Consider the following 21288-nt stretch of genomic DNA (forward strand, 5'->3'; position numbering starts at 1 on the left):
CACCTTTCTACCCGCTCTGTATAATTCGCGATTGCTTCGTTACAGCAATGACATGATGGTTACAGCACATTAAAGCTCAACGTATCGGCTTGCATGGCGGTAAATATTCCAAACCCGTTTACCACGTTGGTTGGGGTATTTACCAAGTTTTGCGATGTCGACCTGCTGGTATTGCTTTTTAACAGATCAATATACTCCTGGTTAACCCGCAGCAATATCACCTTATAATGCCCGTAAAAAGGGAAAATATTGGGCGTTACATAATATACGGATTTGCGTTCGGTATTTATTTCAAAATCCGTTATTGTATTGTTTCCCCGGTTGTTCAGGGGAAAGGAAATACCGTCAGGATTTTTAAAAACAAGTACGTGATTTATTGAGTCAGGGTTAGTCCAGGTAAACCTATTGATTGTATCGGGGACGCTATTGGGAGTTGATGCCCCTGCAACACTAACAGATATATATTGAGTTGCAAAACCCTCGGGCTTAGCAGGCATAATAGTTTTTGCAGTTACTGTATTAGCCAGGTATTTAAAAGTTAGGGTATAGGTTTTACCTGTTGTTAAAAAGGTAGTATCGCTGTAAGTGTAAGTTCCTTTTGCACTTTCTGTTAACTGTACTGTGTTGCTGCCATCAAAAACCGTAAGCTGCAACCCGGTTATGGCGGCCCCGTATTTAGCCGTATCTGTTAATGATTTTTGCTGATAAAGCTTCACCGAAAGCGGATGCCCCGCCAACAGGTAGGCTTCCACTACAGGTAAAGTGGTGGTAGTATTTGCGGTATCTTTCTTACAAGAGAATAGCAGGAGCATTGCTCCGAGGGCTAAAAGCAGGTATTTTTTTATTTCCATCTTAAACTAAGGGTAAGGTTAGGCGTAAAGCCCAGGTAATTAACATCAGTAGTAATAGCCGCGTTATTTTGCAGCTGGTATTCCTTGTACCAAATGTTTGTATGGTTATATACATTGAAAAGGGATAAACCGATACTGCCTACTTTATCGCCGTTTATTTTGATCAAGTCGTAAGTGGCCGAAAGATCAAGTCGGTGATAATCAGGAAGGCGCTCGGCATTTTTGCCGCTTACGTTGTATGATGTTGAGCTGTTTCCATCAATAGTATTGATGGTATAGGTTGAAAGCGGTGCGGTATAAGGATGCCCAGTACTGAAAATAAAGACTGCAGAGAAATTCCACCGGTAATAGTGGTACATATTTATGGCCTTAAATTCATGCCTGATATCCTGGTCGGCCGGATAATAGCTGTTGCCATATGCAGCAAATTTATTCTCCGCATCGGCTAATGTATAGCTTAGCCAGCCGGTATACCTGCCCAGCTTCTTTTGCAGTAAAAGTTCAATCCCTTTGGCGCGCCCGGTTCCTTCAAAAAAATCCTGTTCAATAGTACCGGCATTCCCCGGACTGAACCCTGATTGACGGATTGCATACTGGGTAAGCCCTGAAAGCGTTTTATAATAACCTTCCACATCAATCAAAAACTGGTCGTTTTCGTAACTAACGCCGCCCATTATATGCCGCGACATACCTACCGGGATATTCCCGTTGTTGGATAATACCCAAAAGTTACGATTGCCATTTACCACGTCTTCCCGGGTAACCTCGTTCATAAACTGGTAAAACTGCCCTGTGGCCGCTTTAAGCGTATAATGATCGCTCAGTACATAGCTTGCTGAAAAACGGGGTTCAAAATACAATTTACCTGTAGGCTGAAACCAGGTAGTACGTACGCCGGGCTGCAAATGCAGCTTATTATCGGGGTCAATTTCCAACTCGGTGTAGCCACCACCGGAAAGAGCCGTGTTATGCTCGCTGATCAGTTTGCTGGTATCGTTCTGTATATAATCATAATTAATATGCTGACGCGAGGCAAATCCACCGTATAATAGCTTCAGTTTATTATCCAGTTGCCACTCCCATTCTGATTTTATGCCGATATCTTTTAAATCATTATTCTCTACCGTTCCATTGCTAAAGCTGGTTTGGTTACCATCGGCATCTGTTGTGGTTCCGGAAGTGGTGCGGTTGCGGTCGTTATAATAAGATGAATAAGTAAGATAAGTATTGGAGTGCAGCTGTTTATTCCATTGGCTAAACCATTTCAGGCTGCTGCCCAGGTTACCGTATTTGGTATAATCGGTAATATTGATATCTCCTGTACTTGAAGTAAGGAATGATGGAAGCTGCAGTTGCCGGCTGTTATCCGTTATATCAGATCCAGAATACAAGCTCCATGCCAGCGAATTGCTTTTATCTAAATGATAGGTATAACGTACATCGGCGTCATAAAAATGGGAAGCCGGGGTGGTTTGTTCTCCAAAACCACCTCCGGGCCCACCAGGCCCTCCACCACCGGGAGAGCCGCTTCTAACTGTAGAGGTATTAAACTGCTTAAATATCTTATCGTAAAACGGGCCCTGGTATGAGCGGCGGAATGCCACCATCAGGGATGATTTATCGGTTATGGGTGTTTCTGCAAATACGTTGAAGCTGAGCAGGCTCAAATCAACCCCAAAATTCGCTTCATTTTTATTGCCATCCTTGCCGTTGATCTCGGTAACGCTTGAAAGCCGGCCACCGTATTTGGAAGAAAAGCCCCCTTTATATAGCTGCACATCTTTTACGGCATTGCTGTTAAATGCGCTGAAAAAACCATAAAGGTGATCAACCTGGTAAACGGTAAAGCCGTCAAAAACCACCAGGTTCTGGTCGGGCGTGCCACCTCGGACATAAGCGCCGGATGATGATTCGTTAGTGGCTCCCACCCCCGGCATCAGCTGGAAAGCCCGCATAATATCTTTTTCGCCTAAACTGGGCAGCTTGTCAAGGTTACCAGGTGACAATTGAAGTACGCCCACTTTTTTAGCGTCGGTATTCATTACGCCGCTCTTTTTACCATTTATGGTAACCTCATTCAAAGTATTAAGCGCCTTAAACATGCCTATATTTATAGGATTGTTTATGTTTTTGGCATTCAGCCGTAGGTAATCAGGCTGATAACCTGAATAGGAAACCTCCACCACGCAGGTATCAGAGGGGATACTGAATATAGTGAAGCTTCCGTCTGTATTGGTTGAGGCAGAGAGCCCTGTATTTCTGATCTTTACAGTAGCCGAGGGGAGTGATTCGCCCGTGCTTTGGTCGGTGATCCGCCCACTTATAGTAAAAAGAAAGTGGGCCGGCGGCGCTTTGGGCACTTCAATTGCTACCGCTTTTATTGCGCCCGACGCCGAGCGGTGAAGCTCATTTAGCTTTTTAAGCCGGGCCAGGTCATCCGTGTTCTGTAAAATATAAATGGTGCCATCGCTTTCAATCCAGTAATGCAGCTTATTATCCCGGCATACCTTTTCAAATACTTCTTTTAGCGACTCATTAAAAAAGTGTTCAGCTACATCAAACTGGCTAACCGAGTCGCGTTCAAAAACGATATTTAAATGGTAGTCTGCGGATAAAGTATCCAGCAATAGATCAACCGAGCAGGTAAAAAAATGATCTATCCGATTTTTTTTAAGGGTTTTTTGGGTCTGTTGTGCAATGGCCCCGGTACAAAAGCTTGTAATTATAAATAGGAGTAATAGTTTCTTCATCCGTTTTCGTTGCTGTCAGCGTCAAATTTGATGCACGCGGACAACAATGAGAAATAAATGAGATAGAAGGCTGGTATTTGTAGACGAAAGGCATGATTGTGCGTTTATGCAAAATCTTTACCGATCATTTTATGGATCCTGTCGCGATAATTGTCGCTTAGTGGCAATTCAGAATGGAGCGTTTTTATTTTGCCGCGTCGTATCTGCGTTACATAATCTACATTGATGATATAGGATTTATGAACCCGGTAAAATAATTCGACAGGTAACTGAAGCTCAAGCGCCTTTATGCTGGTACGTGAAAGAACAGGCTTTTGCTGCCCTGCAAGGTTGATCTTTACATAATCCTTTACGCCTTCAATATACTCAATATCGTCAAAACTGATCTTGATCAGCGTATAGTCCGAATGGATAAAAAAGTGCTTTTTACCTGGCTGAACCTGCGGAACCGACCCTTTGTTTAACTCGAAATATTGATGCGCTTTTTGGCAAGCCTTCAAAAAACGATCAAGCGGAACGGGCTTTACCAAATAATCAAGCACATCGAGCTCAAAACCGTCAATTGCAAATTTCTCATAAGCCGTCACAAAAATTATCATAGGCTTTGTAACCAGGCTTTTAACCAGTTGCAACCCATTAAGCCCGGGCATATGAATATCACAAAACAACAGGTCAACCTGTTCAGTTTGCAGTATGGCTATTGCCTCTGCAGCAGTCCGACAGCGTCCAATAACCTGGATGTAGTTAACGTGTTTTAAGTTGTCTTCAATAAGGTCAAGCGCCAAAGGCTCGTCATCAATAAGCAGGCATCGCATCATTTTAATTGTATTTGAAGATTAACGTTATAGATATTACTGGATTGATTGATATTAAGGTTGTGTTTACCGGGATATAACAGTTCCAGGCGCCTCTTTACATTGTTTAGGCCGATACCGTGGTTCTCATTTTCATAAGGCTCATGCGGGTCGTATGTATTACTCACAAAAAAATCAAGCATCTTATGGTTGCTTTTTAACCGGATATTGATCACCGGATCAACCACATTTCCTGTTCCGTATTTAAATGCATTTTCAACAAAAGGGATCAGCAGCATTGGTTCAATGGTTTTTTCAGGTTCTATAATGTCAAAATCAAAATCAACCTGTACCTGGGTTCCGAAGCGCAGCATTTGCAGCTCGATATAACTGCGCAAATAATCAGCCTTTTGCATCATGGTTACTTTTTCCTCGTCAGTTATATAAAGCAGGTAACGCAGCAGCTTTGAAAGCTGGATGAGTGTGGGCTCAACTGCCGAAGGGTTTAACCGTGATAGTGCAACCGCGCTGTTAATTACATTAAATATAAAATGCGGGCTTATTTGCGAGCGTAAAAAAGCCAGTTCAGAAACCAGGGCGGCGTTAGTGATATCCCGCTTGTTGCTAATTATCGCAAACTGATCGGCAAGATACCGGTAGGCAAAACCTGCAGCAGTAATAGCAGTTAACGGCAAGAGGTCAAAATTTACGAAGAAAGGAGGTTTTTGTAATCGCCCAAAAGGGTTAATTCCTCCCGAAAAGATCCTCACCGGCCTGGTATGAATAAGGATCAGGTCGAGCACTATGAACGACACCAGCAGCAAAGCAAAATATAGCCATACCTGCTTTTTTTTATTTAACACTACCGGGATGAGAAAAAACGCATTAAGGTAAAATTGAACCGCCAGCAGCAAATTGACAAAAACGAAATGCCATGGAGAAAATAACACGCGAAAATTCGGATCGCGTGGCCTTGAAAGAATGGGAGTGAATGTAATAAAAGCCCAAAATAGGAGGTGTAATAAGATCTCTATTATAACAGCCGGCTTTAAACGCTTAAACATTTTGATTAAGATTTAAAATGCAATAAATCACTAATTGTGTCTGTAACAAGTGCAATTATCGCTATAAAACAGCGCAGGTTTTAATAACCGGGGCGCAGATGGGGGCTATTTAACACATTTTAACTTATAACGGAAGTTAATACGCGATGCGGGCAACGTCATTAAGTTAAGAGAACGTTGGCGATAACTAACTACATAGCCATGTCCAATTGCCCAACCTAAACGGCATAGCCCTCATGAACGCCTATTAAAAATAAACAACTGTGAATAATCCTCCCCGGTTGGGAGGACTTGAAAAAAATAAACGCGGGCGAAGCTAAAGTCTCCCCAACCGGGGGAGATTTAGAGGGGACTCCAAGGCTTTGTGGGGAGCATTGTTTTTGTACTTTCCTTTAACAGAGTGACAGAAAGAAGATTTGTTTGTCGTAATAATCCTGTTATTCTTGTTGGGCTGACAGTTAATTAACTAAATTTGAACTTCACGTATAACCAATTATATGAAAACCATACTTTCATTCTGTAGTAAAGCTATTGCTTTATCGTGCCTTGCATTATTAATAACAGTTAGCGGCAAAACATTTGCACAATCGGCTATTAATGTAAAACAGCTTGATAATAGTGGTCGCAATAGTTATTACGTGTCAAATAAAGCGCCGTTAAAACCACAATATTTTATAAAACTGCCGGTAACCGCCATACAACCCGGCGGCTGGTTAAAAAAACAGCTGGAGTTGCAACGCGATGGCCTTACCGGCAACCTGGGTGAAATAAGCGTATGGCTTTCAAAAACTGATAATGCATGGGTAAACAAAAGCGGCAAAGGAAAATACGGATGGGAAGAGTTGCCTTATTGGCTGAAAGGATATGGCGATATGGCCTATATGCTGAAAGATCCCAAAATGCTGAAGGAAACAAAGTTCTGGATTGAGGCGGTGATAAAGAATCAAAGAGCTAACGGAGATTTTGGTCCGCTTAATGAAACCAAACCCGGCAGGCGTGATCTGTGGGGGAACATGCCGATGCTTTGGTGCCTGCAATCATATTATGAATATTCGAAAGATGCGCGTGTGCTAAAACTGATGACCGCATATTATAAATATGAGCTAAACGTTCCGGATAGTTTATTTTTAAAGGATTACTGGGAGAACAGCCGTGGTGGCGATAATTTGATCAGCGTTTACTGGCTGTATAATCGTACAGGCGAAAAGTGGCTGCTTAACCTCGCCACAAAAATTGATAAAAACACAGCCAACTGGCGACAGGCAAATAATTTACCAAACTGGCATAATGTGAACGTGGCACAATCTTTCCGCGAGCCGGCTACCTTCTGGATGCAAAGTAAAGATCCGGCTGATTTGCAGGCCACCTATAACGATTTTAAGCTGATCCGTAATATTTATGGACAAGTACCGGGCGGGATGTTTGGGGCCGATGAAAATGCGCGCAAGGGCTATGATGATCCACGCCAGGCAGTTGAAACCTGCGGCATGGTTGAGCAAATGACATCGGATGAGTTTTTGCTGCAATATACCGGCGATACTTTTTGGGCAGACAACTGTGAAGATGTTGCTTTTAATACCTTTCCGGCAGCATTTATGCCTGATTATCGCGGACTGCGCTATTTAACAGCGCCCAACATGGTAGTAAGCGATAGCAAAAACCATTCGCCGGGGATTGATAACAATGGGCCGTTTTTAAACATGAACCCGTTCAGCAGTCGCTGCTGCCAGCACAATCATGCTGCCGGCTGGGTATATTATGCCGAAAACAGCTGGATGGCAACACCTGATAACGGACTGGCAGACCAGTTGTATTCGGAAGGCTCTGTTACCGCAAAAGCGGGAAATGGCAAGCTGGTAACTATTGTTACCACAACCAAATACCCTTTTAATGACCAGGTTGACCTTAAAATTTCAACTGCGGCCCCAAATGCATTCCCTATTTATTTGCGTGTACCGGCCTGGTGCAGCGGGGCAAGCCTTCAATTAAATGGCAAGTCAATAGCAGTTAATGCACAAAGCGGAGAATATATCAAGCTCAACAATAAATGGAAAAACGGCGACAGGATAACCCTGCACCTGCCGATGAAGATTCAAACCCGGGAATGGGAAAAGAACAAGAACGGTGTGAGTGTAAACTACGGCCCGCTTACTTTTTCATTAAAAATTGATGAAAAGTATGTTAAAAACACCAATAGCAAAGAAACTGCGGTTGCCGATGCCAAATGGCAAGCAACAGCCGACCCGGCAAAGTGGCCTACTTTTGAAATTTATCCGGCCTCTGCCTGGAACTACGGATTGCTATTAAATAAGGATAATCCTGATGAATCATTTGCGATTGAAAAAAGAGCCTGGCCAAAGGATAACAATCCGTTCACCAATACCAGCGCTCCTATAATACTGAGAGCAAAGGGCAAACAGATCACCGACTGGAAGATTGATCAGTACGGCTTATGTGGGCTGTTGCCGCTTAGCCCGGTTAAAACTGCTGAACCACAAACCAGCCTTACACTGGTGCCAATGGGTGGTGCGCGTTTACGCATCTCATCATTCCCTGTAGTGGAGTAATAGCAATAATACAGTAATGGCTTTGACAACTTTCTGAAATTTGTCAAAGCCAGCATAATCAATCAGGGTTTTAATTTCTTCAATTGCTCAACGGCATTTGCATTGGCCGGGTTAAGCGCCAAAGATTTTTGATAATATTCAATGGAAAGATCTTTATCGCCTTTATCCATATAAGCCTCGGCCAGGCTGTCCCACGCATTGAAAGATGCAGGGAAATCAATTGTGTTTTGCATAAGTACAACAACGGCATCACCAACCCTTTTTACATTAAGCAATTGATAACCAACATTATTCAGCTGCGCTTCAGTTATAATCTGACCATTATCCTTCTTTTGATCTTTCAGATAGTCTTTCATAGCAGCTACCGCGCCTTTGCTGATTATAGAATTTAGCAGGATTTTGGCAGGCGCATTATATCGCTGGTAACCCAAATAAGTAAGGCCCGGATGTTCGCCGCCTATCGCATCGTCTAAAATTTCCTGTGCAAATGAAAGCCCGCTTTCACTATTTGCAAAAAACACTACAGCATCTTTTTGTTGTAAATATGCAGTGATGTATCCTTTACTAAAACCGGAGTCACCCCAATGCCAAAAGGATTCTCCATGTGCTGTTTGCTCAAGCCCCCATCCTAATCCCCAGAAAGTATTGGGCGATTGCACGTTCAAACTAATCTGGGGCTTCATCATCTCCTCCCATGTTGCTTTTTTCAGAAGCCAGCCATTCATTACTGCTATTACAAATTTTGAATAATCTTCAGCGTTAGTCTGCAGGCTGCAGCAGGCTTCGCCATGCTCCCATTTGTATCGCTCGCTTATCACGCTACCCTGCCAGTTATGCCGGTAAGCTCGTAGTGAATCATACCTGCTGGTCCATACATAGCTGCTCCTGGTCATATTCAAAGGCCCAAGGATAGTCTGCTGCATAAAGTCCTCAATCTTCATCCCTGTTATCTTTTCAACAACTTTAAAAAGATAGGTAATACCTACCGGCGAATACTGAAATTTCTCTCCCGGGTTAAACCCGAACCGCAATTTCTCCGAATCTTTACGTCCTGAAGGCTGTAAACCACTGGTATGACTCAGCAACATCCTTGGGGTAACCAGGTCAATTCGCGGGTCATCGCTAAACTCACGCTTATCATCAATATATTTATTCAGCGGGGTATCAAGGCTAAGTTTGCCTTCATCCACTAATTTTAAAACTGCATAAGCAAAAACTGGCTTAGTGAGTGAGTTTGCTTCAAAAATAGTTTCACCTGTCACCCGTTGTTTGGTTTCTGTATTCATCACACCAAATACACCGCTCCACACAAGCTTGCCATTACGGACCAATGCAACAGACATTCCCGGCACATTAGCTTTCTGCATAAGCAATGGGATATCTTTTTCAAGATGCTTAATTGCTTCATTTGTTGAAAAGCGTGGTGAAACTGACGGCTTTTCTGTCGTTTTTTCTTGAGTGAACGCCGGTTTTGGCATCAAATTCAGGACAATGCATCCCCAAATAGCCAATAAACTTATTTTGATGATCTTCATAATAAAAAGTTTACGTTTTGTATTATTCCAGGTGTTTCAGATGCTCTGTACCGTTTGTGTTTTTAGGATTTAATTCGAGCGAACGTTTGAAGTTTTTAATAGCTAACTCCTTGTTTCCCATATTTTCATAAGCCTCCGCCAGGCTGTCATAGGTGTTATAGCTATCCGGATAAAGGCTCACGTTTAATTTAAAGATCTCCAAAGCCTGTTCTTTTTTACCTTTTCCGGCAAGTGTATATGCCCAATTATTTAAGTCATTTTCTACCAGGTTAAAGCCGGAGTTGTTTTTCTTTAATTCGCCGACAACTTCAATGGCTTTCTCAAAGCCTCTTTTTTTTAATTCGTCAAGCAACTGGTTTATTGACGGTGAAAAGCCAAACCCATCAGATGCAATCTGGGCCGGGGTGTAAAAATTTTCGTTAAAGATCTTTTCAGCTATTTTACCAAGCTCGTTATTTGAAGTTTGTGAATATTCATTAGCAAGTAATACTACTCCAAAATTCTGTTCCGGGTAAAGCATAAAATAGGTGGTAAAGCCCAGGGTGGTTCCGTCATCATGGATGGTTAGTTTTCCGTCGCCTGTCTTATTAATGAACCAGTTTAGCCCAAGTGCAAAAACATTCGCATCTCCCCATACAGGCTGATGCGTCATTTTTACTGCCGGGTCCTTTTCATCAAGCTGAAATTCCAGGTACTTTGCTAAATCCGCTATGCTTGAATGTAAGCCTCCGGCGGCCCATGCATCTTCAGGAATATTAGGCATTATCACTCCGTTACCATCATAGCCTGTAGCAAAAAGTTTCTCTTTGTTTGCGGGGATGGTCATAAAAGTATGATCCATTTTCAGTGGCCCGGTAATGTATTCTTTTATGAGTTCCTCGTAAGGCTTTTGATAAATGTTCTCTAAAATAATTCCCAACAACTGGCCTGCAACATTTGAATGCCTTGGAAGTAACCCGGGTGTAGTATCCAGCTTTGCTTTGTATAAATCCTCCAGCAGGTTTGCTTTTGTATTGCCCTTATGCAGCTTTGCAATTGCGAAAGACATAGAATCCGGGCTCACATTTTTAAATGCATCCGGCTTATCCGGCAGGTTATCAGGCAGGCGCGAAGTAAGATTTACCAAATGAAGCAGTTGGATCGGTTTCCCGTTATATTCCAGGTTGGGGTAGTTTCCTCTCAGGTATTTGCGGATGTCATCATCAAGCTTTACCTTTTTCTCCAACACCGCATGCGCCAGCAAAAGGCTTCCAAATGTTTTGGTTATTGAGCCAATTTCATACAGTGTTTGCCCGGTTGGCTGCTGGTTTTTATCTTTTTTAATACTGCCATAGTTATACTGATATGTTTTACCATCCTTAATAACCCCGGCAGAAAACCCCACCCATGAATGGTCTTTTATAAAATCCCTGGCCGCATGGTCAACAATGGTATCCATTTTTTTACTATCCTGCGCAAAAGCGATGGACCCTGTGTAAATAAGTATGGTAATTATTATGGTTAGTTTTTTCATATTTTAAGCGGATACTTAGGTTATGTGTATTATTCAAGATGTTTCAGATGTTCTGCGGCGTTAGTGTTCCCGGGGTTTAGCTTCAATGATTGCTTAAACATCTTAATAGCATCATCTTTTTTCCCGCAGCCTTCTAACGCCTCCCCGTAGCTATCATATACATTCCAGCTTTGCGGGTATAAATTAATATTCAGTTTAAATATTTCCAGGGCTTCATTCTTTTTATCCTGTTCTATTAGTTTATATCCCCAGGCATTTAATTCGTTTTCAGGGAGCCGGTACCCTGGATCTTTTTTCTTTTCTTCCTCAACCACCTCAATTGCATGTTCAAAACCACGTTTAAGCAATTTTGAACGAAAGATCTTAATATCAGCGGGAAGGCCAAATCCGGTTGAAGCACTCATATCCGGAATATAATATCCTGCTACTTCATCAATAAAGGTCTCAGGATTTGAACCTGCCAGGTTGGTTAAAATAATTATAGCAAGATCGTCTTCGGGGTAAACAAAAAATGCAGACCGGGTCCCGCCAAACCCTCCAACTGCAAAATGTTCATGACGAGCTTTAACGGGCCATCCCAAGGCCCACGGACCTGGCTGTCCATTATTAAGCGTGCCTGGTGTCCACATCAAATTAAGTGTATTTGCTGATTTAAATAGCTTGCCTTTTTCAAGTGCAATTATCCAACGTGCTAATTCTGTTGCATTACTGCAAATCCCTGAACCTGTTCGCAAAAAGTAAGGTATTGCATACTGAAAATTATGTTTTAATTTCCCTTCATCATACCTATATAAAGTTGCATTTCCCGGTACCACATCGTAAATATCCACAAACCCACTTTGCGCAGTTAATGGCATATCGGCGACATTGAATTGCCGCTCTGTTATAAAGCTGCTGAAAGATTTCCCACTAAGCTTATCAATAATGCGGCCAAGCAAAAGATAATTGGTTTGATTGTAACTGAAGCGCTCACCAGGATTAAACTCCATCGGCAAAGTCTTTACTTTTGCCCAGGCCTTATCAGCGCCATCAACAATTGTTAGCGATGTGGCGGGATTAACAATATTTGGAATTCCTGAAGTATGGGTGAGCAATTGTTTAATAGTTACCTGTTGCCAGGCAACAGGTAAGCTATCAAGGTATTTTGATACAGGTGCTGAAAGTTCAACCAGGCCATCCTCCATCAATTGCATTAAAGCGTTAGCAGTAAAAGATTTCGTAGCTGATGCAATCGAAAAGACTGTTTTGCTTGTTACCGGAATTGTATATTCAATATTTGCAAGGCCATACGATCCCGAATTGATAATTTTTCCATGTTGTATTATGGCAAACTGTAAACCAGGAATCCCCAGCTTTTTCATCCTTCTGATAAAAAAAGTACTTACGCTATCGGTTGGCTTTATAATTGTTCCGTTTTGCGCAATTACCGGCACCCGATTAAGGAGTAGTATAATTGCTGCAAAAAACAACAATCTAAAGTATTGCTTCATACGAAGGATTTATTTTAATATGACCTTGAGACGAATTTTTATTTTGCTTTGCGGATATAAATATTGCCGTTCATATTTTTCATTAACATTTCGGGGCCGCCGCCATCAATTTTGCCATATACCCAATCTTCAAGCTTTAAGCTGTACATGCCCCCTTTGCTTCTACTTGTATGGGTTACATTTGGCTTATGCGGCTCGGCGGTTACATCAAAATCTGTATAGATCTCGCCACGGTCTGATTTAAGCTTAACATTGGCCTTCAGGCTTGTGGGAAATGTAACATCTACATTACCGTTAAGCGTAGTAAAAGCCATAGGCGCTTTTGGGTCAATGCTCCTAAAGGTTACTATAACATTTCCGTTAACCGTATTTGCTACGACTGAGCCTGCGATACTGGTTAATTTAATACCGCCATTCACGTTACTTATTTCAAGTTCACCGCTAATGTTGCTCGCCAAAATGTCGCCATCATTTACGGTTCCAAGCTTTAAGGCAACCTCATTTTGTGGAATTTTAATTACCAGGTTTGTTGTTTTTCCTGCCTCGCCATGTACATTAACTTTATTATTGTTTTCTTCGGCCTGGATATCGGCTCTGCTGCCTGTTGATAAAGAATGCATCCCATCGTGGGTTCTTACTCTAACTTTCTTATCCCCTTTTTCCTGTACGCCAATAATTATATCTTTCCCTTCATAGGTGGTTACAGTAATGGAACCATCAACCAGGCCAACGTCAAGTTTATAGGGTTTGCCGGGCTGGCTTAGCGGGACTACCAACTGCTCCGCGGTTTGCGCCTGTAAACCTGTATTTATAAGCATTGCTACAGCCAATGCTGCTATTATTTTTATCGTTTTCATATCGCTGTCCTTATTTTAATTTTTTAATATAAATATTTCCATTCAAAGTTTCGAACTTGAATGTTTTGCCACCTGTGCCAAAGCGCACATCTGATGCTTTGCTAAGCTTGTATATTGTACCGCTGCCATTTTTTCTTTCTGTTTTGCTAATTCTACTTGGCAACACTTCCGTGTCCTAAAAATCGGTATAGAACTGGCCGTTCATGCTTTTAAATTCAACATCGGCCGACAGACCCGGCGGGTAGGTAACATTCAATTCCCCATTAACTGAATAATAAGATGATGCTTCGGGTGGGTTACGCAGGTAACTAACCGTCACCGGCCCGTTTACCGTATGGGCACTGGTTGTTCCTTTTGCATTTACAATTTCAATACTGCCATTTACATTGTTTATTTTTAATGCGCCATATACATTTTTAACAATAATGTTGCCTTCGTTTACTGTGGATGCATACAGGTCGACCTGGTTGGGCACCTTAACTGTATATTCCAGCTTAACCCGGTACTCTATATGGCGGTCGTTATCGCCCCTGTTCCAGTTACGGTGAGGCCTGGTATCGTACGGATAGGCTGTATAGGCAATCACGCTGTCGCCTTTCTGATCAAAGCCGAGCTTAAAGTCCCTTTTACCCTCTTCAACAGTTTGCTGATCTTCAGCGGTAATGGTTTCATCAATTTCAATTATTACCTTATCGCCTGCATATCCTTCAACTTTTACCGAACCATCGAGGTTACAAATGGCAACCGCCTTTTTCGCAGTAAACTCCTTGCTCACATGCGTTTTATATACCTGAGCCTGTGCTGTAATTTGGGCAAGGCAAAGCCCAACTCCTGTTAAAACAGGGATCAATATCTTTTTCATAAAATGTTTTATTTAAATAAGTTGTGTTATGGTTTCTTTAATCTTATCCCTGACGCCGTGATCAAGGTCCTTTTGTTTTAATAATTCTCTAAACGATTTTACCGAACTTTTTTCCTGCAGCTTAAGCATCACATCTGCAATGGCCGACTGCATCAGCGGCGAATCCTGTTGTGTGATTGACTGCACCAACCCTTGCCTAACCTCCGGGTGACCGGCAAGGCGTGTTAATGCATCAAGCGTGCTTAGCCTCACATTTACGTTAGGGTCGTTATTTAAGGTAGATAGTAAAGCATCTATCACCTCTTTATCCGCATGCTTTATTTCGCCGGTATAGCTAACCCCCCTCATCCGTTCAGATGCCGATGGATTTTCAAGTAAAGCCAGCATCATGGTTTGCTTTAGCTCATGCACCTGCGAAGTAAGCTCTACCATTTGCTTATCCTGTTTGCTGCCCCCGGCTAAATTGAAAAACAAATACCCGCAACCAAAGCTGATCAAAACTATCGCCAGGGTATAGGCCAGGGGCCATCTTTGCTTCCATTGCCATAACCAGCCTAGCTGCTCTAAAATACCTATTGATGAACTTTTTTTACCCGCCTCTGCTGCTTTATAATCATTCAGCATTGTCCTGAAATCCGCTTGCATATTTGCAGAAGGCTCAGGCACTTCAACTTCATCCATTAACACCCAAAGCTGCTGCATGGATGCAAGTTCGGCCTTGCATGCAGCACAACCTGTTAAGTGTTGCTCCAGCATTTCTTTTTCAGCCGGTTTTAATTCATTATTTAGCCAGCCGGCAAACAGCTCCTCATATTGCTCACATTTCATCTTTTTCCTGTTTTAGCGTTCTGTTTTTTCATAAATACTTTTCAACTCCAGCATGGCCCTGTGCGCCCGTGTTTTTACAGCTATTTCCGAGATATCCAATATCTGCGCAATCTCCTGGTATTTCAGCTCCTGGAACTTGCTTAGCGTAAGCACCTCCCGGTGGCTATCGCTTAACTTTTCCATCGCCTTATAAAGGCCAAGCTTAGCCTGTTTTTTTTCCAGGTGCTCTTCAGGTGTTAAGCCGCCGGATAATCTTTCAGCATGATCATCCGTATTTTCATGCTTCACCCTTTGCTTAAGGCTCTTACCCTGGTCTTTCAGCGTATTACGTGCTATGGAGTACATCCAGTGCACAAACTCTCCGGTAGCGGTAAAGGTTTCCCTGTACTTCAGCATCTTATAAAAAACCTGCTGAACCAAATCCTCGCTGGTTTCCCGCTGATACGTCATATGGAACAAAAAGCCGTATAAAGGGCGATTGTACCGCTCAAAGAGCAGGCCCATCTTATCCAGGTCTCCAGCTTTCACCTTCAGCATGATTGTATTGTCGGCCAACGAGTTCAATCAGGGTCAGTTATTATGTTAATTTTAGTTAGATACTCCGGTAAAATAAAATGGTTACAGGAAATGTAAGAATTTTTTGTGGAAGTTGGGAAAGAGAGGTTAGAGGTTGGTGATTAGAGATTAGTTGAAAAAGATGATGATGAACCGCAGGTATCAAAAACCTATAAAAACAAGAAGCGCTCCTGATGGGCAGGAGCGCGTTCTAACCAATTATAAACCTAAATTATGAGAAGAGCTGCAAACATGGACTCGAACCATTTTTGTGCTGCCGACCAGCCTTTGCATTTACTGCTGCAAATATACGTGTTTAAACGACAGTTGCCAAGTGTTTAGTATTATTGCCTATTTTTTATTATTTATTTAACATTAAGATTACTTTGCTGCGTAATTTGTAATACTAATGTTGCAGAGCGTAAAGCCCTGGCTGCCCGGATCCTACGGGTTATATAAACAACTAGTAACGTTATCAACATATCTTTATTTTACTAAGCCTGCAAATTTCTGGTAAAACACTGTGGGGCTATCCGCATGCTTGGGTTCAAACTTGCCTGCAATTATTGGAATGTAGATCACCCGCCTGCGGCTTTCTTCGCCAATAACGGTTGATTGCGCCACCCGGTGCCATAGGCGGCCATCATGAATGGTAAGGTCGCCGGCCTCGGGAATAATGGCTACTTCATGCTTGTCCGCCTCATTATCAAGAAAATATCTTTTTCTAAACAGCATCTGGTAAAGGCTTTGCCTGTGCGTACCGGGCAGTACGCGCAGGCCCCCATGCTCAGCCTTCAGGCTGTTTAGGTGGATCCCCACATTAAGCATAGGGTTTAACCTCGAACCATGGAAAATATCGCGCAGGCCATCGGTATGCCAGCCCATTTTGGTAAAGGCGCTTTGCGAGCTGTTTACGTAATGATTAAATACCATTCCATCTTTTTCGCGGGTGCCCAGCCTTGCGCCCTGACCAACCATTTCCAGTAAAATCCCAAATCGGGGATCATCAGCCAAACCAGAAAACAGATCATGATGCTGGTTGATAAAAGCAAAGCGCTGTACAATATCACTTCCGTCAAGATCCTTTCCATATTTAATGGGTACGCCGTTTACTTTGGTCGTTCCTGCATTCAACCATTGCTGTTGTACCTGTTGTGACGCTTTAATAATGCTGTCTACAGTTTCAGGTTTAATGAAGTTTTTAAAGTGGATAAAGCCGTGTTCGTTAAAAAAAAGCTGTTGTTCGCCTGTAAGCTGTTCGCCTAATGTGAATTTTTTATAAGATGACATGGAAGTGGATAGTTAAAATAATGTGTTGCGAGAAAATGACAGCGGTTTAACCTGTGCCATTAATAAATTAAAATGAAGGTGGCAGTATTAGCAACAACAGCTACAACATAATGCCTTTGGGTTAGGCATTCGCATGGAAAAGAGGCCGCTATGTTGTTTTGCTTTCAATGTATATAATACCTATAGATTTAATAGATAATTCAAAGGTAGCTATTATTTTATAACCTCCAAATATTTTTCAAAAAAAATAAAATTATTTTCCAGGCACCTTATAAAGCTTGCCGATTGCTTTTTCAATCAACCGCTTCGGTACGAATGCTACCAGCTTAGCGCCCGCTGCATTTAAAAATCCGGGGAGTATCTCAACCTTTTTCTTAAACATCCCTTTAAGCGCAATTTTTGCTACCACAGTTGGCGACATATTAAACTTATCGGCCAGGTCCTTTAACGCATCCAAACCCGCCCGGTGCGTAAAATCCGTATCTGTAGGACCCGGGCTTAAACAACTCACAGAAACAGGGCTATCTCTTAACTCATAACTCAAAGCACGGCTAAAAGAAAGCATGAATGATTTTGTTGCAGCATACACCGCCAGCGTTGGTACGGCCTGGTAGGCCGATGTACTTGCCACGTTTAAAATATAACCCTGCCCTGCCTGCTTTAATAACGGAAGCAACAGGGATGTTAAAGCAACCTGTGCCGTAACATTAAGGCTGATCATATTTAGCTGCGCTTCCAGGTCGAGCGTATCAAAATTACCCCAGAGGCCATAGCCTGCGTTATTTATAAGGATCTCAATTTTAAAAGATTCGCTTTCGCACCAGTTGGCAACCTGCTGAGCGCCATTGCTTGTTGAAAGATCAACGGCTAACCATAGCGCTTTTACCTTATAATCTCTTTCAACAGATGCTGCAAGCAAGGAAAGCTCAGCATCATTGCGTGACACTAATAAAAGAGGATAACCAAGCTGCGCCAGCTGTAATGCAATTTCGCGACCAATGCCTTTACTCGCTCCTGTTACCAATGCGTAATTTTCCATCATACAAAAGTAACATTCTACCGGTTCCGCCGAAAAAAAGACTACTAATTTTGTAGATTTAAATTCTGTTTATAAATTGCACCCATGAAAAACATTATTCCCGGTTATTTAGTTAGATACTTTTATTGTTGTTAAGCAATTGTTAAATAACCCGTCATTTTATAATAACTTGCACCAGTTCAGCGTTTTTCATTTTTTAAACTACCTTAATGCACAGTCCTATCATTAGTTTTAACCGGCTGATAAAATCAATAACTATCACCCAACCCTTTAGCCGCAAGCGTTACTGGTTACTTACACCTTTGTTTTTATTGTTTTTTAACACAGGCTATTCCCAGGATAGCACAACCATTTTACCCCGGCCCGTAATTCATGAAAACAGGTTCAGCGATTCAGTTGCCGAACGAATAAAGGATAGCCTAAAGCTTGAACTGCAACACGCAAAGCTTATTGATCCGGTTACCGAGCGTAAATATTTAACAACCCTGTTAAAAGAAGAGCAGGCAACTGTTAGTACACAGCACAAAAAACGCGGACAAAAATTTTATTACAAGCTGGCGGTGGCTTTTACCAAGCTTAGGCTTTACCCGCTGGCCATGAAATGTTATTTTAAAACATTAACCATTGAAAATAAAACTGATACGGTAAAATATGCACCTATTGTAACTGCGTCTGTAGATGGCAGACAATTAATGGCCAATAATTTTAACCAAAAGAGGGATACTTTGGTTAATGAAGATGATAGCGTTACTACCCGGATTATGGCTATCCATAATTCTGACATTATGCTGGTTAATCAGGACAGCACAGCCTATAACGGCGATGCTGAAATTAAATCGACACCTATTAACGGCGACAAGATCATAAACCCGTTTGATGACGGAAAAAAAGCCGTGGCCTACGCTTTAATGATCCATGTGCGGCAACCGGTTTCAGGCAAGCGCAGGGTATACGTGCTAAACAATGTTGGTCATACTTTTATCACGCTGATAAAGTATAATGCCGATAGCACCAATGTTAGCCGGTCGTTTGGTTTTTATCCTAAAAAGAGCTTCCCGCTGGCCGCTACACCGTTGTTCCCTTCTTCCCCATCCACCTTTAAGGATGATGCCCGCCATAGCTGGGATGAGGTTTCGGGCACCTTTATTTCGCGCAGAAGCTTCAATAGGATCTTAGCCGTAGTAAAAAAATACGATCATAAAAAATACCAGCTCAGCCACACCAACTGCACCGATTTCGGCCTGGAGATGGCTGCCGAAGCTGGTATCACCATTACCGATACACAAGGCAAATGGCCGCTTGGCAAAGGCAACAACCCGGCTTGCGCGGGGCAAAGCATGCTGGAAGGCAAAATAACCGCTTCTAATAGTTCCTATACCGGAAAGCTGTTAGTTGTTGATGATTTGGTAAATACTAAAACATTAACGCATTATCATAAGTAAACATTTGCCGTTTATCTAATAAGGCATACTGATTCTTTTTAAATTATGATACTATGTCATTGCAAGCGCAGCGTGGCAACCGCACGCATGCTAAGCAGCTATGCAGGTTCTACACCTTTATATTCGCTCTGTATAGCAAGCGATTGCTTCGTACCTCGCAATGACATATTTGTAACCACCCTTATTTTACTTTTCCTCCGTAGTATCCCTTTCCACCAATTCCATCCCGCATTTAGGGCAAGTACCGGGTTTATCCGAGGTAATATCCGGGTTCATCGTACAAAAATATTTGCCTTTTTTCTTTTTAACCCCTTTGCTGGTACTTGCTTTTTCTACTGAATGATCGCAGGCTGAAATACTAAACATCAATCCCGCAAAAGCAATAATTATTACTATCTTCTTCATGATTATTTGTTTTTAATGAATGATAAAAATCCCAGTACAGCAACCACCAATACGCCTAAAGCGGCTAACATGCTTACTATATCCCTAATATTTTTTCCTGCCCAGCTCATGTAAAAAAATTTATGCAGAAAGATAAACGAGAAGCCTTCCGCTCTGTCCAATCCGTTTACTTTGGTGGCCAGCTTTGCTGTGGTTGTTTCAATATACCAATTCTTGTTACCTGGGTAGCTTACCTTTTGCACCGGGAGCCGTTTGTTGATAAAACCATATTCATTATCAAACTGGCGGACCTGGCTTACTGTTAACTTACCATTAGCCTGCTTTATCTCTTTATTTTCGGGGTGATAATAATCACTTAAAAATGCGGCAAAGGTTTTATCGCCATCGATTAATGCCGTCCCTGTTTTGGTATCAAAATACAGGATAGCCTTTTTGTTATTACTCACCTGGTAGTAAGCTTGATTATTAAATTTAGCCAGACCAATCTTAATGATAGTGCTATCGGCAACCGGGAGTTTAAGGTTTGAAAGGCCCAGTTCTTTTCTATCAATAAGCTGTGCGTAAGGCGCTTTCACAACATCGCCATTGTGCAGCTTTACAACCAGGTGGAATGCTGCGCTGATAACAAAAGTGAGCATCACAAAAGAAACATAAAGCCCTATTTTCCGGTGATACCGGTACAGGAAACGTTTGTCATATCTCCTATTTTCCCTTCGTTTTTGCGCTGCCGCTTTAAACTTTTTCCAGAACAAGCCGTAAATGGTTAAGCCGCTTAATAATGAAAAACACATAACGGCTATTACACTCAACAAAAACACATTCCGAAAGGTATCACCGGCAATTGCAGCTAAAAACTCCCAGGTATGTAATTGCTCAAAAACCCACAAAAGCGCTTTACGGGTGTTGTTGTTAAAAGTACCCATCCGGCTTTGGCCCGTTTCAATATATACATCCATACCGTCAGACCGGGCGAAGCTTACCTTCCAAACCGGCAGCAAGTGATTGATGGGCTGGTATTGCCCATCAAATGTTTTTTGCAGCCTGATTGATTTAATGGCAGACACCGAATCCTGTGTAAAATATCGCGCCAGCCAAACGGCATATAGTTGGTCGCCGTTCTTCAGCAGTGCGCCGTCGTCTGCTGAGTAATAATTGCAAACACTATCCTTACCTAAAACCTGGTAGTAGCTTGCCTTATTAAAGCTTACAAGACCAAAGTTTCGTAATTCAATAATATCATTGATGTGCAATACCTGTTGAATGGATAACGCTGGTTTTACCTCACTTTGAACCGGAGGCTTGTATACCTCAACAGGAATAAACGGCCTAAACCAGTTTGACATAAACGGGTGTGAGAGGCCGCTCAGCGTCCAGCATATTACCGGCACAATTGCGATTAACCCAAATACCCTGTGCAATTTATAAAAACTTGTTTTTACTGACATG

Annotated in this window: 17 protein-coding genes; 2 read left to right on the plus strand and 15 right to left on the minus strand. The window is 42.2% G+C overall.

Going from position 1 to position 21288, the window contains the following annotated elements; all coding sequences use genetic code 11:
• Positions 1-59: 59 nt before the first annotated feature.
• The 4 genes from BUE31_RS29680 to BUE31_RS29695 all read right to left on the minus strand — a co-directional run bounded on the left by BUE31_RS29680 (position 60) and on the right by BUE31_RS29695 (position 5459).
• Positions 60-851, minus strand: coding sequence for a DUF4249 domain-containing protein (locus tag BUE31_RS29680; protein WP_073407559.1), 792 nt, complete (start codon positions 849-851; stop codon positions 60-62).
• The gene (locus tag BUE31_RS29685) at positions 842-3601 is read right to left on the minus strand and encodes a TonB-dependent receptor (RefSeq protein WP_073407560.1); all 2760 of its coding nucleotides are present in this window, start codon (positions 3599-3601) and stop codon (positions 842-844) included. Before BUE31_RS29685 ends, BUE31_RS29680 begins: the two co-directional genes overlap by 10 nt.
• A gap of 104 nt (positions 3602-3705) precedes the next feature.
• Positions 3706-4419, minus strand: coding sequence for a LytR/AlgR family response regulator transcription factor (locus BUE31_RS29690; protein ID WP_234997935.1), 714 nt, complete (start codon positions 4417-4419; stop codon positions 3706-3708).
• Entirely contained in the window at positions 4416-5459 is a 1044-nt protein-coding gene (locus BUE31_RS29695) for a sensor histidine kinase (RefSeq protein WP_073407562.1), read from the minus strand. Before BUE31_RS29695 ends, BUE31_RS29690 begins: the two co-directional genes overlap by 4 nt.
• 497 nt (positions 5460-5956) lie before the next feature.
• On the opposite strand from BUE31_RS29695, the gene BUE31_RS29700 reads away from it, so the two are divergent.
• The gene (locus BUE31_RS29700; RefSeq protein WP_073407563.1) at positions 5957-8026 is read left to right on the plus strand and encodes a beta-L-arabinofuranosidase domain-containing protein; all 2070 of its coding nucleotides are present in this window, start codon (positions 5957-5959) and stop codon (positions 8024-8026) included.
• 62 nt (positions 8027-8088) lie between these two features.
• On the opposite strand, the gene BUE31_RS29705 is transcribed toward BUE31_RS29700, so the two are convergent.
• The 9 genes from BUE31_RS29705 to BUE31_RS29745 all read right to left on the minus strand — a co-directional run bounded on the left by BUE31_RS29705 (position 8089) and on the right by BUE31_RS29745 (position 17998).
• Positions 8089-9561, minus strand: coding sequence for a serine hydrolase (locus BUE31_RS29705; protein ID WP_073407564.1), 1473 nt, complete (start codon positions 9559-9561; stop codon positions 8089-8091).
• A gap of 22 nt (positions 9562-9583) precedes the next feature.
• Positions 9584-11074 carry a serine hydrolase gene (locus BUE31_RS29710; protein WP_073407565.1) on the minus strand — a complete coding sequence of 497 codons (1491 nt, stop codon included), beginning with the start codon at positions 11072-11074 and terminating at the stop codon, positions 9584-9586.
• Positions 11075-11103: 29 nt separating this feature from the next.
• Positions 11104-12564 (minus strand): serine hydrolase, encoded by a 1461-nt coding sequence (locus BUE31_RS29715; protein WP_083620512.1) that lies wholly within the window; start codon positions 12562-12564, stop codon positions 11104-11106.
• A gap of 38 nt (positions 12565-12602) precedes the next feature.
• Entirely contained in the window at positions 12603-13421 is an 819-nt protein-coding gene (locus BUE31_RS29720; protein WP_073407567.1) for a DUF4097 family beta strand repeat-containing protein, read from the minus strand.
• Between the two features lie 175 nt (positions 13422-13596).
• The gene (locus BUE31_RS29725; protein ID WP_200802009.1) at positions 13597-14283 is read right to left on the minus strand and encodes a DUF4097 family beta strand repeat-containing protein; all 687 of its coding nucleotides are present in this window, start codon (positions 14281-14283) and stop codon (positions 13597-13599) included.
• A gap of 12 nt (positions 14284-14295) precedes the next feature.
• A complete protein-coding gene (locus BUE31_RS29730) occupies positions 14296-15111 on the minus strand; it encodes a HEAT repeat domain-containing protein (protein WP_073407568.1) in 816 nt (271 codons plus the stop codon).
• Between the two features lie 12 nt (positions 15112-15123).
• A complete protein-coding gene (locus BUE31_RS29735; protein WP_073407569.1) occupies positions 15124-15648 on the minus strand; it encodes an RNA polymerase sigma factor in 525 nt (174 codons plus the stop codon).
• A 504-nt stretch (positions 15649-16152) separates the two neighbouring features.
• Positions 16153-16956, minus strand: coding sequence for a phytanoyl-CoA dioxygenase family protein (locus BUE31_RS29740; protein WP_073407570.1), 804 nt, complete (start codon positions 16954-16956; stop codon positions 16153-16155).
• Between the two features lie 253 nt (positions 16957-17209).
• Positions 17210-17998 (minus strand): SDR family NAD(P)-dependent oxidoreductase, encoded by a 789-nt coding sequence (locus BUE31_RS29745; RefSeq protein WP_073407571.1) that lies wholly within the window; start codon positions 17996-17998, stop codon positions 17210-17212.
• A 206-nt stretch (positions 17999-18204) separates the two neighbouring features.
• Here BUE31_RS29745 and BUE31_RS29750 point away from each other — a divergent pair, with 206 nt between their 5' ends.
• A complete protein-coding gene (locus BUE31_RS29750; RefSeq protein ID WP_073407572.1) occupies positions 18205-19437 on the plus strand; it encodes a hypothetical protein in 1233 nt (410 codons plus the stop codon).
• Between the two features lie 186 nt (positions 19438-19623).
• Here the strand turns inward: BUE31_RS29750 and BUE31_RS29755 are convergent, their stop codons facing one another.
• Both BUE31_RS29755 and BUE31_RS29760 read right to left on the minus strand, forming a co-directional pair.
• The gene (locus tag BUE31_RS29755) at positions 19624-19842 is read right to left on the minus strand and encodes a heavy metal-binding domain-containing protein (RefSeq protein ID WP_073407573.1); all 219 of its coding nucleotides are present in this window, start codon (positions 19840-19842) and stop codon (positions 19624-19626) included.
• Between the two features lie 2 nt (positions 19843-19844).
• Positions 19845-21287 (minus strand): PepSY-associated TM helix domain-containing protein, encoded by a 1443-nt coding sequence (locus tag BUE31_RS29760; RefSeq protein ID WP_073407574.1) that lies wholly within the window; start codon positions 21285-21287, stop codon positions 19845-19847.
• Position 21288 lies beyond the last annotated feature (1 nt).

The sequence above is a fragment of the Mucilaginibacter sp. OK098 genome (genome assembly GCF_900142915.1).
GTDB lineage: Bacteria > Bacteroidota > Bacteroidia > Sphingobacteriales > Sphingobacteriaceae > Mucilaginibacter.